This is a genomic window from Haloferax chudinovii, from assembly GCF_042663345.1.
GTDB classification, from domain to species: Archaea; Halobacteriota; Halobacteria; order Halobacteriales; family Haloferacaceae; genus Haloferax; species Haloferax chudinovii.
Window position 1 is genome coordinate 65,237 of the sequence record NZ_JBHTAB010000002.1, and the last position, 13,413, is coordinate 78,649.

13 protein-coding genes, 1 tRNA gene and 1 other RNA gene are annotated in these 13,413 nt (G+C 68.4%); 11 read left to right on the plus strand and 4 right to left on the minus strand.

The window, feature by feature from the left end:
• The first annotated feature begins 1 nt into the window (after window position 1).
• The 7 genes from ACFQI8_RS04525 to tatA all read left to right on the plus strand — a co-directional run bounded on the left by ACFQI8_RS04525 (window position 2) and on the right by tatA (window position 6,760).
• A complete protein-coding gene (locus ACFQI8_RS04525) occupies window positions 2-2,128 on the plus strand; it encodes a type II secretion system F family protein (protein WP_390243066.1) in 2,127 nt (708 codons plus the stop codon).
• A gap of 95 nt (window positions 2,129-2,223) precedes the next feature.
• On the plus strand, window positions 2,224-2,877 hold the full coding sequence (locus ACFQI8_RS04530) for a class I SAM-dependent methyltransferase (protein WP_390243067.1): 654 nt from the start codon (window positions 2,224-2,226) through the stop codon (window positions 2,875-2,877).
• 115 nt (window positions 2,878-2,992) lie between these two features.
• Window positions 2,993-4,021 (plus strand): NAD(P)/FAD-dependent oxidoreductase, encoded by a 1,029-nt coding sequence (locus tag ACFQI8_RS04535; protein WP_390243068.1) that lies wholly within the window; start codon window positions 2,993-2,995, stop codon window positions 4,019-4,021.
• 83 nt (window positions 4,022-4,104) lie between these two features.
• Window positions 4,105-5,151, plus strand: a complete 1,047-nt coding sequence (locus ACFQI8_RS04540) for a DUF4382 domain-containing protein (protein ID WP_390243069.1) — start codon at window positions 4,105-4,107, stop codon at window positions 5,149-5,151.
• Window positions 5,152-5,328: 177 nt separating this feature from the next.
• Window positions 5,329-5,399: transfer RNA gene (locus ACFQI8_RS04545), tRNA-Gly, on the plus strand.
• Window positions 5,400-5,512: 113 nt separating this feature from the next.
• Entirely contained in the window at window positions 5,513-6,283 is a 771-nt protein-coding gene (locus ACFQI8_RS04550; RefSeq protein WP_390243070.1) for an SDR family oxidoreductase, read from the plus strand.
• Window positions 6,284-6,478: 195 nt separating this feature from the next.
• The gene (tatA, locus tag ACFQI8_RS04555) at window positions 6,479-6,760 is read left to right on the plus strand and encodes a twin-arginine translocase TatA/TatE family subunit (RefSeq protein WP_390243071.1); all 282 of its coding nucleotides are present in this window, start codon (window positions 6,479-6,481) and stop codon (window positions 6,758-6,760) included.
• Window positions 6,761-6,935: 175 nt separating this feature from the next.
• Here tatA and ffs read toward each other — a convergent pair.
• Both ffs and ACFQI8_RS04565 read right to left on the minus strand, forming a co-directional pair.
• An RNA gene (gene ffs, locus ACFQI8_RS04560) (signal recognition particle sRNA) lies at window positions 6,936-7,247 on the minus strand.
• Between the two features lie 122 nt (window positions 7,248-7,369).
• Window positions 7,370-7,783, minus strand: coding sequence for a DUF7548 family protein (locus ACFQI8_RS04565; RefSeq protein ID WP_390243072.1), 414 nt, complete (start codon window positions 7,781-7,783; stop codon window positions 7,370-7,372).
• Between the two features lie 93 nt (window positions 7,784-7,876).
• Between ACFQI8_RS04565 and ACFQI8_RS04570 the strand changes: the two genes are divergently transcribed.
• Genes ACFQI8_RS04570 through ACFQI8_RS04580 form a run of 3 tightly spaced genes read left to right on the plus strand, consistent with a single transcriptional unit; the run spans window position 7,877 to window position 9,913 of the window.
• Entirely contained in the window at window positions 7,877-9,028 is a 1,152-nt protein-coding gene (locus ACFQI8_RS04570) for a thiolase family protein (protein ID WP_390243073.1), read from the plus strand.
• Window positions 9,028-9,405 (plus strand): OB-fold domain-containing protein, encoded by a 378-nt coding sequence (locus ACFQI8_RS04575; RefSeq protein ID WP_390243074.1) that lies wholly within the window; start codon window positions 9,028-9,030, stop codon window positions 9,403-9,405. The genes ACFQI8_RS04570 and ACFQI8_RS04575 overlap by 1 nt, the downstream gene beginning before the upstream one ends.
• Window positions 9,406-9,445: 40 nt before the next feature.
• Entirely contained in the window at window positions 9,446-9,913 is a 468-nt protein-coding gene (locus ACFQI8_RS04580; RefSeq protein WP_390243075.1) for a hypothetical protein, read from the plus strand.
• A gap of 30 nt (window positions 9,914-9,943) precedes the next feature.
• On the opposite strand, the gene ACFQI8_RS04585 is transcribed toward ACFQI8_RS04580, so the two are convergent.
• Window positions 9,944-10,759: a DUF7547 family protein gene (locus ACFQI8_RS04585; RefSeq protein WP_390243076.1), complete on the minus strand. Its 816-nt coding sequence runs from the start codon at window positions 10,757-10,759 to the stop codon at window positions 9,944-9,946.
• A 74-nt stretch (window positions 10,760-10,833) separates the two neighbouring features.
• A complete protein-coding gene (locus tag ACFQI8_RS04590; RefSeq protein ID WP_390243077.1) occupies window positions 10,834-11,922 on the minus strand; it encodes an NADH:flavin oxidoreductase/NADH oxidase in 1,089 nt (362 codons plus the stop codon).
• Between the two features lie 183 nt (window positions 11,923-12,105).
• Here ACFQI8_RS04590 and ACFQI8_RS04595 point away from each other — a divergent pair, with 183 nt between their 5' ends.
• Window positions 12,106-13,365 (plus strand): HEAT repeat domain-containing protein, encoded by a 1,260-nt coding sequence (locus ACFQI8_RS04595; protein WP_390243078.1) that lies wholly within the window; start codon window positions 12,106-12,108, stop codon window positions 13,363-13,365.
• Window positions 13,366-13,413 lie beyond the last annotated feature (48 nt).

The following is a 13,413-nucleotide window of genomic DNA, read 5'->3' on the forward strand; positions in this document are numbered from 1 at the left end:
GATGCCCGCCGCGCAGTCTCTGTTCCTGCTTCCCCTCGCCCTCGCCGTCCTCCTCGTTCTCCCGGTCGTGCTGTCGCCGGTAAGCCGCTCTGCCGACCTCCTCGTCTCGCGGGTCGCGCTCTCCGTCTTCGGGTTCTACGTCGCCAACGAGAACCCCCGGCGCAAGGGACAGCGAAACCAACTGCGGGCGGCGCACGTGAGCGTCACACACCGGGTGTACGCCTCGCGGACGCTCCTCATGGCAGGCGTCTCAGGCGTCGCCGGGAGCGTCTTCGGCGTCTATCTCGCCGCCGCGACGCTCGACACCCTCGCCGTTCAGTCCGAGACGATTCGAGCGGCCCTCCCCGCCCCGCTCGGCTTCCTCGGCGGCCTCACCAGCATTCAGGCGCTCCCCCTCCGCGACCTGTTTCTCGCGCTTCTACTTTCGAGCGCGACGCTCGGGACGCTCCTCGCGCTCGGCGTCTACTGGGGTCGGTGGTACGTCCTCACCGAGCGGGCGCGGACCCGCTCGTCGGAAATCGAGGCGACGCTCCCGCGGACGGTCGCGTTCGTCTTCGCGCTGTCGCGGTCGGGAATGCCGTTCCCGAAGGTGCTGGAGACGCTGGCCCGAAACGAGGCCATCTACGGTGAGGGGGCGCGCGAGGTCGGCATCGTCGTCCGCGACATGGACGCCTTCGGCACCGACGTACTCACGGCTCTCCAGTCGATGGCCACGCGGACGCCGAGTCCGGGCCTCGAAGAGTTCGCCGAGAACCTCGCGAGCGTCCTCGGGAGCGGCCGCAACCTCTCGTCGTTCCTCCAAGAGCAGTACGAGCGGTTTCAGGCGGAGGCGGAAGCCCAACAACAGCAGTACCTCGACCTGCTTTCGACGTTCGCGGAGGTGTACGTCACCGTCCTCGTCGCCGGCCCGTTGTTTTTCATCACCGTCCTCGTCGTCATCGGCCTCGTCCTCACGGACACGCTGGCGCTCATCCGCATCGTCGGCTACGTCGGCATCCCGCTGGCGAGTTTCGGGTTCGTCGTCTACATCGACAGCATCACCGAGTCGCTCCGGGGCGCGACGGTCGCGGACGACGGCGCGGATACCGCGAGCGACTCGGCTCACCGCACCGGCGCACCCGCTGGCGGCGGGGGGCCACCCGCAACTGACGGCGGCGAGACCGACGTCCGGGGCGACCCGTGGGGCGCGAACCGCGAGCGACTCGCCGCCTACGACCGCTTCCGTGCGGTTCGCGACTGGTTCGACCGCCCGCTCGATAGCCTCGGACGCAAGCCGCTCGCCGCGCTGGCGCTCACCGTCCCGCTGGGGTTGGTCTGGGTCGCGCTACGGACCACGCTCCCCGCGGACCCCACGATATTCGACGTCGCCGGCGCGGCGGACCAACACGTCGTCGAGGCCGCAATCGGCGCGCTCGCCGTCGTCGCGGCGTTCTACGAGGTTCGAAAGCGCCGGATTCGCACCATCGAGAAGAGCATGCCCGATTTCCTCGACCGCCTCGCCAGCGTCAACGAGGCCGGCCTGACGGTCGTCCAGAGTCTCCGCCGGGTGTCGGCGTCGGACCTCGGGCCGCTCGGCGACGAGGTCGAACGCGTCGTCCGCGACATCGACTGGGGGGCCGACGCCCAGACCGCGCTCCGGCGGATGGACCGCCGGACGGCGAGTCCGATGGTGTCGCGGTCGGTGACGCTCATCGCCAACGCGATGAGCGCCAGCGGCGACCTCGCGCCCGTGCTCCGCATCGCGGCCAACGAGGCCCAAGACAGCCGCCGCCTCGCCCGCGAGCGGAACCAAGAGATGGTCACCTACCTCCTCGTCATCTACATCTCGTTTTTCGTCTTCCTCGGTATCGTCGCCGCGCTGACGGTGTCGTTCATCCCCGCGGTCGAGCAGGCCAGCGCCGGTGCCGTCGGCTCCAGCGAGGTCGCGGGCGTCAGTTCGGGGACGTTCTCCGGGCTCCGGGACGTGAACACGGCCTCGTACACGCTGTTGTTCTTCCACGTCACGTCGATTCAGGGGCTTTGTTCGGGGCTCGTCGCCGGACAGCTCGGTGAGGGACAGGTCGCCGACGGCGTCAAGCACGCCGCCGTCCTGCTCGTCATCACCTACGTGACGTTCATGTTCATCTGACGCCGCGGCTCCCGCCGCCACCGGGGCGGAGACGCCCGCGGATGCGGTCGCCCGCGACCCGTACGGCCTTTGTCCCGCCACCCCGACCGACCGGCATGGACGGAGACGAACCCCGAGACGAGGTCCGCGAGACGTACGACCGCATCGCGTCGCACTTCGCGTCGACCCGCGAGTACCCGTGGCCCGAAGTCGAGTCGTTCGTCGCCGACGCGACCGAGTCGGGGCCGGCCGAACGCGCGCTCGACCTCGGCTGTGGAAACGGTCGGCACGTGGAACTGCTCTCCGCGCACGCCGAGGAAGTCGTCGGCCTCGATGTGAGCCGCGGCCTCCTCGACGAGGCGGTCGCGCGGGCGGCGGAACGCGGTTTCGACGCCGAGCTCGTGCAGGGCGACGCCTCGCGGCTCCCCTTCGCCGCCGACGCGTTCGACCTCGCGGTGTACGTGGCGACGATTCACCACCTTGCGCCGCGAGCGGCGCGCGTGGCCAGCCTGAACGAACTCGCGCGCGTGCTCGACGCCGACGGCCGCGCGGTCGTCAGCGCGTGGAGCACCGCCCACGACGCGTTCGACCGCGAGGCGGGGTTCGACACGACGGTCGACTGGACGCTCCCCGGCGGCGAGACGGTCCCCCGATTTTACCACATCTACGCGCCCGACGAGTTCGACGCCGACCTCGACGCGAGCGACCTCTCGGTGGTCGAATCGACGGTCTCAAGCGGGAACTGCTACGCCGTCGTCACCGGCCGCTGAGGGGTGCGGGCGGGTCCGGTCGCCGCGAACCGCGTCACTTGCTAACGCGGTTCGGGTGGATGCCGGCCGCGCACAGGTGATGTGGGCTTAAGAGCGCCGCGACGAATGCCCGTGTATGACCGAGACCGACGAACCACGGGAGTACGAGGTTGTCGTCGTGGGCGGCGGCCCCGCGGGACTGCAGACCGCGCTCTACACGACGCGACTGGGCCACGACACCGCGCTCGTGGACCGCGGCGGCGGCCGCGCGGCCATGATGCTCGACACGCACAACGTCATCGGCGTCACCGAGGACGTCTCCGGCAACGAGTTCCTCGAAACCGCGCGCGGGCAACTCGAAGACTACGGGACCGACATCCACCGCGACTTCGTGACCGACGCCGAGCGGTTGGACGACGGTCGGTTCCGCCTCGTCGGCAACGAGGGCGCGTTCGTCGCCGAGCGCGTCGTCCTCGGCGTCGGCTTCAACGACGAGCGACCCGACCCGCCGCTTCCCCGCACCGGCAAGGGCCTGCACTACTGCCTGCACTGCGACGCCTACATGTTCGTCGACGAGTCGGTGTACGTGATGGGCCACTCGGATTCCGCGGCCTACGTCGCCATGATTATGCTCAACTTCACCGACGAGGTGGACCTGCTACTTCGCGGCGACGAGCCGACGTGGTCCGACGAGACGGACGAACTCGTCCGCGCGCACCCCGTCGACATCGTCGAAGCGGAGATTTCGGGCATGGCGAAGCGGGACGACGGCTGGCTGGAGAGCTTCGAGTTCGAAGACGGCACCGTCCGCGAGTACAAAGGCGGCTTCGCCATGTACGGCTCGAACTACAACACGACGCTGTTCGAGGCGCTCGACGTGGACCTCGACGACGACGGGACGGTCCCCGTCGACGACCACGGCCGGACCAGCGTCGACGGCGTGTTCGCGGTCGGCGACATCACCCCCGGTCACAACCAGATTCCGGTGGCGATGGGCACGGGCGCGAAGGCCGGCATCGCCATCCACATGGAGCTCCGCGAGTTCCCCAAGAGCCTCGACGAGATTCGCGCCGAGGGCGCGGTGAGCGTCGACGACGTGCCCGGTATCTCGCCCGGCCTGCTCGACAAGGCAAAGCAGTTCAAGGAGTCGCACGCGGACGACTGAGACCGTAATTCGGCGAAATTCGGTGAGAACCGACGCGTACGAACACCCCTCTAAAGTTCTCTCGGCCAGTACGGTCTCCCACGATGAAACGTACTGGACTTGCGACTGTCCTGCTCGCGCTCATGGTCGTACTGGCCGGCTGCGCGGGCGGGGCCGGCACGATGACCGAGACGCAGACAGACGGGAGCGCCGACGCGACGACGACCGCGTCGTCCGACGGCGGCGACGCGGCCCGGACCGGGACCGTGAACTTCTACGTGAGCGACGAGCAGAACGCCATCGCTGACTTCGAACACCTCAACGTCACCATCGAGCGCGTGACGCTCGTCCGCGCGGACGGTGACGCGGAGGCCGAGGGCGAGGCTGAAGCCGACGCCGGCGACGCGGAAACTGAGACTGAAACCGACACGGAAACTGAGACTGAAACCGACACGGAAACTGAGACTGAAACCGACACGGAAACTGAGACTGAAACCGACGCCGACGCCGAGACGAACGCGAGCGTCGAGGTGGAAATCGAAGCCAACGCGACGGCGAACGCGACGAACGGGTCCGCCTCGACCAACGGGTCGGTCGACGCTGACGCCGATGCCGACGCCGACGCTGATGCCGACGCGAACATCGAATCGGCCGACGTGAACGACACCGACGCGGCCGAAGGCGAGTCGAGCGTCACCTACGAGGTCGACAACGCGACCGTCGACCTGACCGAACTGCAGGGCGAGAACGCAAGTCTCGTCGGCGAGTACGATGTGCCGGAAGGCAACTACACGAAGGTCTTCGTGCACGTGAGCGACGTGAACGGGACGCTGAAGACCGGCGAACAGGTCAACGTGAAGCTCCCGAGCAACAAGCTTCAGCTCACCACGGACTTCGAAGTCGGCAACGGCGAGTCCGTGGAGTTCGTCTTCGACATCACCGCGTTCAAAGCGGGCAACAGCGGGAAGTACATCCTCAAGCCCGTCGTGAGCGAGTCGGGGACGGACGTGCCGATTACGACGGTCGGCGCGGAGCAGAAGCCAGAGGCGGAAGCCGAAGCTGAGGCCGAGGCCGAGTTCGAGTTCGACGTGGTCGGGAGCGCCCCCGACAACCCCGGAGCGGGCGGCGAATCGACCTCCCTCGCCGCCTGACCGAAAAGGTAACATCCTTATTGGGGCGTCGAGAATGAGGAAATAGATACCACACGCGGGCACCGGTGTCTTGGACGAGTGAAACGAGTCCAAGGCTCGGTGCACGAGTGAGGGACGAACGAGTGCACCGGTGTTGAGACGGCCGAAGTCCGTCGATGCACGGTGCGAATGAAATGAGCACCGGTGGTCTAATGGTAAGACATTGGCCTTCCAAGCCAATTATCTGGGTTCGATTCCCAGCCGGTGCATCTTCTCCGGACCGCTATTCATCGAGCCTCGACTCCGGTGGCTCTCACCCCGTCGGAATCGGCGACTATCCTTAACTATCGTTCCGACCATATTCGTGTGAGGTGCATTACACATGAGTCTGCTCGACGGCCGCGTCGCGGTCGTCACCGGCGGTAGCTCGGGAATCGGACGGGGAATCGCGCTGGCCTACGCCGAGGAGGGCGCGGACGTGGTGGTCTGCGACATCCGCGAAGAGCCGAAGGAGGGCGGCGCGCCCACCCACGAGAAAATCGAGTCGGACACCGACTCGTCGGCGACGTACGTCGAACTCGACGTGACCGACCCGGCCGCGTTCGAGGCGGCGATGGACGCCGCCGAGGCGTTCGGCGGCGTGGACGTGATGGTGAACAACGCCGGCATCTGGCGGCCCGAGGAGTTCCTCGATGTCACCGAAGCCGAGTTCCAACAGATGATAGATATCAACCTGAAGGGCGTGTACTTCGGGGCGCAGGCGGCGGCAACGCGGATGGTCGAGTCCGGCGGGGGAAGCATCATCAACGTCTCCAGCGTCAACGGCATCTTCGGCAACGGCAACTACCCGTCGTACAGCGCGTCGAAGGGGGCCGTCCGGACGCTCTCGTACTCGCTCGCCCACGGGCTCGGCGAGGACGGCGTCCGGGTGAACGTGATTCACCCCGGCGCTATCAAGACGAAAATCGGCCCGGAAGGGGCCGAGGAGACGAGCGAGGAGCAGACGGCGCAGTTGAACGCGATGATTCCGCTCGGTCGGCAGGGCGAACCGGACGACGTGGCCGGCGTGGCGGTGTTCCTCGCCAGCGACCTCTCGAAGTACGTCACCGGCGAGTCCATCGTCGTCGACGGCGGCTGGACCAGTTGGCGGTGATGCGGGCGTACCATCGGGGTGGCCCGATGACGTCGGGGTGATGTCGGGTGACGGGCGACCGGTGCCGTCGACCACGACCTTCTCCTCGCCGCGGGTGTGAACACCCACAAGTCCCGAAACACGCGGACTGCGACGGATTCGACGCACCACCACGGACCGTCTGTCTTATCTTCCTCCCGAACGTAACCGGACGTAATGCTGGATTCCATTCCGCTGTTCCCCGGACTCCCGGGCGGCCCAGAACTCCTCATCGTCCTGCTCATCGTCGTCCTCCTGTTCGGCGCGAACAAACTCCCCCAACTGGCCCGGTCGTCGGGGCAGGCGATGGGCGAGTTCCGCCGCGGCCGCGAGGAAATCGAAGAGGAACTGGAGAAGGGCGCAGAGGCGGACGACGACGAGGACGAAGACGAGGACGAAGACGAGGCCGAGGCGGACGAAGTCGAAGCGACCGAGACGGAAGCCGAGAACAAACAGTAAGCGTCGGTCCGGGGACACAGCCCCCTTTGTACGTCTTTTCACGCCCGGCGAGTACCGACCGTCAGCGGCCGCTCACGCGGTAGGTGACGGCGCCAGAACGCGGTTTCGAGGGCTGGTGCGCGGGTTTACGACCGAGAGACCAGTTGGTCGGCGGGTGACTGAATGAGGTATGAATGGGTGGACAACGAGGTTGCCCGGCGTTCCGACGTGGGGAATCCCGGTTGCCTCCTCCACCCCGCGATCCCTCGAGCGACGCACGTCCGATGGTCCGCTGCTCGCTTCCGCGCCTGGCGGGGTACCGCCGATGAACCGCGCGAACCCTTCCCTGCGGAAGGGGTACGCGGAGCCGCTGTCCCCGAAGGACGAGGTTTCTACGTTGGCTTCCGGGGCCCGCGCCGGTCTGACCGGACGCGCCCGTGTTCGGTCCCCGCTGAAGACCTATTTCGCGGGTAGAGAGCAGGGCCTAACTGCCCGACCTAGTCCACTCCCTCATTGTCCACCGACTGTTAAGGGCCTTTCGACTCGGAGGCGGGAAAATCGGGGGACACCGTCGGGGTGGTTCGACGCGACGCGCCCGCGAGAAGTCGGCTTTCGTTCCGTCCGGTCGGCTTACAGCACGCCGCGGGCGTACCACGCGCCACCGACGAACGTGACGAACGCGGCGGCCACCACGGACCAGCGGTGGTAGGTGAGCCACGAGTACTGCTGGTCGAAGCTAAACAGGAGCGTCGGGTCGATGGAGAACGACCACAGCGCGGCGACGCCGAGCATCGAAAGCGAGAGCACGAAGGCGAGTCCGGCGGCCGTCGCCGGGTCGGTCCGCTCCTGTCTGCCCGAGAGGAAGACGACGGTTTCGAGGAGCGCGAGCATCCCGACGAACGAGATACCGACCGGGCCCGCGGCGTAGTAGGCGGCCACCTGTCCGTCCCCGGCCTCGACGGTGACGGCGGGAATCGCGATGGTGAGTGCGAGCAGCAGCGCGCCGACGATTCCGACCGTCGGCGCGAGGCGTTCGGCGTCCATGGCCGGTCGTTCGGGCGAGCGCCTGATAAACGGTTTGAGACGCGTCGGCGAGGGATTGCCCGGTTTTAAATCGCGGTGCGACGACGTGCGCGTATGGACCGCGTAGCGATTATCGGTGCATCGATGACCCAGTTCGGCCAGCGGGACGCGTGGATTCGCGAACTGCTCGCGGAGGCGGGGCAGGCCGCGCTCGCGGACGCCGACGTCTCGCCCGACGAAATCGAGCACCTCTACGTCTCGAACATGGCCAGCGGCGAGTTCGAGGGCCAGACGGGCGTGCCGAACGCCCTCGCCCACGACCTCGCGGCGATGCCCGCCTACACCGCCCGAATCGACCAGACCTCCTCGTCCGGCGGCGCGGGCGTCTACGCCGCGTGGCAGTCGGTCGCCTCCGGCGCGTCCGACATGACGATGCTCGTCGGCGGCGAGAAGATGACCCACCGCTCGACGGCCGAGGCGACGGACGTCATCGCCTCGCTGACCCACCCGGTGGAGTACAAACACGGCGTGACGCTCCCCTCCTTCGCGGGGCTGACCGCCCGCCTCTACCTCGACACCTACGACGCCCCCCGGGAGTCGCTCGGAAAGGTCGCCGTCAAGAACCACAAAAACGGCGTGGACAACCCCCACGCCCAGTTCCGCAAGGAGGTCGACCTCGACACCGTCCTCGACTCGCCGGTCGTCGCCGACCCGCTTCGCCTCTACGACTTCTGTCCCATCACCGACGGCTCGGCGGCGCTCGTCTTCTGCCCCGAGTCGGTCGCCCGCGAGTACACCGACGACTACGCCGTCATCTCCGGCATCGGCGGCGCGACGGACACACACGTCGTCCACGAGCGCGCCGACCCGACCACGATGGGCGGCGTCGTCAACTCCTCGGACATCGCCTACGAGATGGCCGACCTCGAACCCGACGACGTCGAGGTGGCCGAACTCCACGACATGTTCACTATCCTCGAGTTCCTCCAGTCGGAGGACCTCGGCTTCTTCGAGAAGGGCGAGGGCTGGAAGGCGGTCGACGAGGGCGTCACCGACCGCGACGGCGACCTCCCAATCAACACGTCCGGCGGCCTGAAGTCGAAGGGCCACCCCCTCGGCGCTTCGGGCGTCGCGCAGGTGTACGAGATTTACAAACAGCTCATCGGTGACGCAGGCGAGCGGCAGGTCGACGCCGACGTGGGCCTCGCGTGCAACGTCGGCGGCTTCGGCAACTGCGTGACCACGACCATCATGGAGTCCCGATAATGTCCGACGACGAACCCGCGATGGAGGCGTACCGCTACCCCGACGGGAGCATCACCTACCCCGGCCACCCGGTCGGCCCCGGCGGCGAGGAGCCGGTCGGCACGGTCGACCTCAGCGACTACACGGCGACGGTGCTGACGTGGACGAAATCGACGGCGACGCCGCCGGGCGTCCGACAGCCCAACACGCTCGCCATCGTCGAGTTCGACGTGGACGACGAGCCTGTCCGCGCAATCGGGCAGGTCACGGGAGCGGACGAAGTCGACATCGGCGACGAGGTCCGCCCGGTCTACTGCGAAGAACTCCGCGAGCCCGGTGCGGGCATCCGCGAGCCCGCGAGTCAAGAGTGGGACGGCTACCGCTTCGAACCGCTCTGAGCGGGCGAGTGTTGATATAACTACACCTCCTCTCTCGCGTATGAACCGCACCAGCGGCGTCTCCGTCGCGCGCGACGCGGCGGTCGCCACGGCGGTACTGGCCGGGCTGTACGGCCTCGGCTACGGCGTCCAGTTCCAACCGCTCCAACTGCCGACCTACCTGCTCATCGTCGGCTTCGACGCCATCGAAGCCGCAGTCGGCCCCGCGGGCGCGGGCTCCGACGTGCTGTTCGCCGCCTATCTCGTCGGCCTCGGCGTCGTCGCCGCGGGCGTGGCCCGAGTCGTCCGCGAGAGCTCGGAGGCGACCGACCTCGCGTGGTGGCGGCTCGGGGCGGCGTCGGCGGTGGCGCTCGTGGGCGTCATCTCCCTTCTGTTCGCGCTTTTCGTCCTCGTCAACGGCGTGCAGTTCACGCCCGTGCTCGTGGCCGGCGGGGCGGGGGTCGCGCTCCTCGCGCTTTCGGCGTGGGTCGGCGACGTGGTCCGCGTGGACGTGCGACTGGCGCGCTGAGTCGAAATCAAAACTCCGAGGGTATCGCTCTCAGCGGTCGCTCGGTTCGTCGCCCGCGTCCGCGTCGGCCCCGTCGTCTTCGTCCTCGCCTTTCACTTCGCGCTTGATCGACTCCAGTTCGGCGTCGACGTCGACGGTCGGCTCGTCACTCTCGTCGTCCCCGCCGTCCGGGCCGGCTTCCTCGGTCACGTCGATTCGGACCGGTCCCGTCCCGACCGGCTCTGGGTCGCGGGAGACCCGGTTCTCGTCGCCGGACCGCCGAGCGTCGTCGCGCCGTTGCCACTCGGATTCGAACGTGCGCTCGTCCTCGCGCCAGCGGCGCTCTCGGGTGGTTCGCTCGCGCTCGGCCTCGGTGATTCGGGCGTCGAGTTCGTCGGCCAGCGAGCGGGCGCGGTCCATCACGTCGCGCGCCTCGGGGTTCGTCGGCAGGTCGGCCTCCGAGAGCGCCGTTCTGAGTTCGTCGAGGGCGCGGTCGACGCCGGAGACGGCGCTCTTCGGGACGGTTCGCATTCGTGACTCCGTCTCGCTCCGCGCGTCTTCCATCGCGCGGCCGGGGTCGGAAAGCCGCATGAGGCGGCGTAGCAGTTCGAGAGAGGCGATAGTCGCTTCGAGGACGGCGATGACCGTCGGGATGGTGTACGACTCGGTGAACCGCAGAACCTCGCCGAACCTCGGCGGGCGCGGGGGCCGAAATCGGTCGTCGCCGGAGACACCCCGGTCGCGGTCGCGGCCCCGGTTGCGGCCCCGGTTGCGCTCCTCGCGGAGTTCCGCGCCGAGCTCGTCGAGCGTGTCCCCGAGTTCGTCGAGTACGTCGAGGATGTCGTCGTCGCGTCGTCGGTCGCTCATGCGCCACGATTGGGTCGCCGCGGGGATAAGCGTTCGAGGGAGTGGAGACTCAGTGCGGTTCGAGCGTCCCTCCCTTACCGACGCGGGACGGCGCGCTGATACTGCGACGGCCACTCCACGTCTGCGCCGAGCTCGTCTGCGGCGTGGAGCGCGAAGTACGGGTCGTAGAGATGCTCGCGGCCGACGATGGCGAGGTCGGACCGGCCGTTTCGAACGACCTCGTCGGCGTGGCGCGCGGTTCGGATGCCGCCGACCGCGCCGACCATCGCGTCGGTCTCCTCGCGGATGACCTCCGCGAAGGGGACCTGATAGCCGGGGCCGGTGTTCGGAATCCGCTGGTCGGGGTGGATGCCGCCGGCGCTCACGTCGACGAGGTCGACGCCGAGGTCGTCGAGGTCGGCCGCGAGGCGGACCGACTGCTCGATGTCCCACGACTCGCGGTCGTCCAGCCAGTCGGTCGCCGAGATGCGGACGAAGACGGGCTTGTCGTCGGGCCAGACCTCGCGGACCGCGTCCGTGACCTCGCGGACGAGCCGCGTCCGGTTCTCGAACGAGCCGCCGTACTCGTCGTCGCGGCGGTTCGTGACCGGCGAGAGGAACTCGTGGAGGAGATAGCCGTGGGCCGCGTGGACCTCGGCGATTTCGAAGCCGGCGTCGAGGGCGCGCTCGGCCGCGGCGCGGAAGTCGTCGACAACGCCCGCGATGCCGTCGGTCGACAGCTTTCGGGTCGGCGGGGCCTCGCCCTCGTAGGGCCACGGCGCGTCGCTCGGGGCGACGGTGGTCCACCCGCCGTCGTCGGGCGCGACCGGCTCGCCTCCCTCCCACGGCCGGGACGTGCTCGCCTTCCGGCCCGCGTGGGCGAGTTGGATGGCCGGCGTGCTTCCCATCGACGAGACGAACGAGGTTATCTGGCGGAGCTTCTCGACGTGGTCGTCCGACCAGATGCCGAGGTCGTTCGGCGTGATGCGCCCCTCGGGCGAGACGGCCGTCGCCTCGGACATCACGATGCCCGCGCCGCCGACGGCCCGACTGCCGAGGTGGACGAGATGCCAGTCGTCGGCGAACCCGTCGGTCGAGGAGTACTGGCACATCGGCGAGACCATGATTCGGTTTGGGACCTCCGTCTCGCGGAGCGAAAGCGGCGTGAAGAGCGTGTCCGTCATCGACCCCGATTGGGCGGGGGCGGGAAAACCCCCCTCGGTTCCGGTGATGCAGTCCGGTTTCGGCTCCTCGACTGCGACCCAGCGCCCGACCGCGCTCTCGCGACGGCGGCCACCGGTCGGTCCCGCCGGGAGACGCGGAGCGAAGGGAAACGCTCTTTTTACAGTCGAACGGAGTTTCGGCATATGAGTGACGGGGACGACGATACGACAGAACTCTCGCCCGAGAGCTTCGACGAGCGCCTGACCGAGGCCGAGGAGGCTCTCGACGCGGCCGAGACCGAAGCCGACCTCGACGAGGTCGAGGCCACGCTCGACGACATCGACGCCGACGTGGAGGCCGCGGACCTGCCCGAACCGGACGACGAAGACGAAGAAGACCCCGCTGAGGAGCTCGAATCGCGCCTGTCCGACCTGCGCGGCGACCTCGAATCCCAGCGCGGTCCCTACGCCGAAGACGCCGTCGAGACGCTCGACGAAGCCACGTCCACCATCACGGACACTCGGTGGACCGAGCAGGGCGAAGGCGAAATCGTCGCCGCGGTCGAGACGTTCGCCGACGAGTTCAACGGCGTGCTCGACGCGAGCGTCTCGGTCGACGGCGACGACGAGGACGCGCTCACCGCCGCCGTCGACGCCGCCGTCTCGGCCGTCGAAGCCGCCGCCCTCGACGCCGACGAGAACGCAGAAACCATCGCGGACCTCATCGAGGTCGCCGACGGCCTTGCGGACGGCCTCGACGACGCCCAGGAGTGGGACGACCTCGAAACGCGCGAGAAGCTCCAAGTGCAGGGCTTCTACGACGTGCTCGGCCACTACAAGGACTACCCGCCGGAGCTGTCGGCGCTGAAGGAACACGAGAAGCGCGGCAACGTCGAGATGATCGCGCTCGCCTTCGAGAGCTTCCAGTCCGACTTCATGCAGGAGTACTGCATCGAGGCGTTCACGCGGATGAACGACGACCGCGCCTACGAGACCATCGAGGGGCAGGCCAAGCGCCGCGACAAGGACGTCATCAAGGCCATCGGCAAGATGGCCGCCGAGGAGGGCGTGGAGATGCTCGTCGACTACGTCGACACCGACAGCGACCCCGCGCTCCAGAAGGTCGTGTTCAAGGCGCTCGGCGAAATCGGCTCCGAGGAGGCGACCCAGCCCGTCGCGAACAAGCTCGTCACCGAGAACGACAACGTCCGCTCGGCCGCCGCGCGCGCGCTCGGCCTCATCGGCGACACCCGCGCCGTCGAACCGCTGTCGGACGTCGTCGCCGACGACGACGTGGACTCCGTCCGCGCCAGCGCCGCGTGGGCGCTCCGGCAGATCGGCACGAAGGACGCGCTCGACGCGGCCGCCGGCTACGCAGACGACCGCTCGTTCCTCGTCCAACGCGAGTCCGAGCTCGCCGCCGAGTTCCTCGGCGACGACGTCGAGGCCGAAGCGACCGTCTGAGGCCGCACGACCGACGCGCCACCCCGGCGGTTCTGCGGTCCCCCGGTC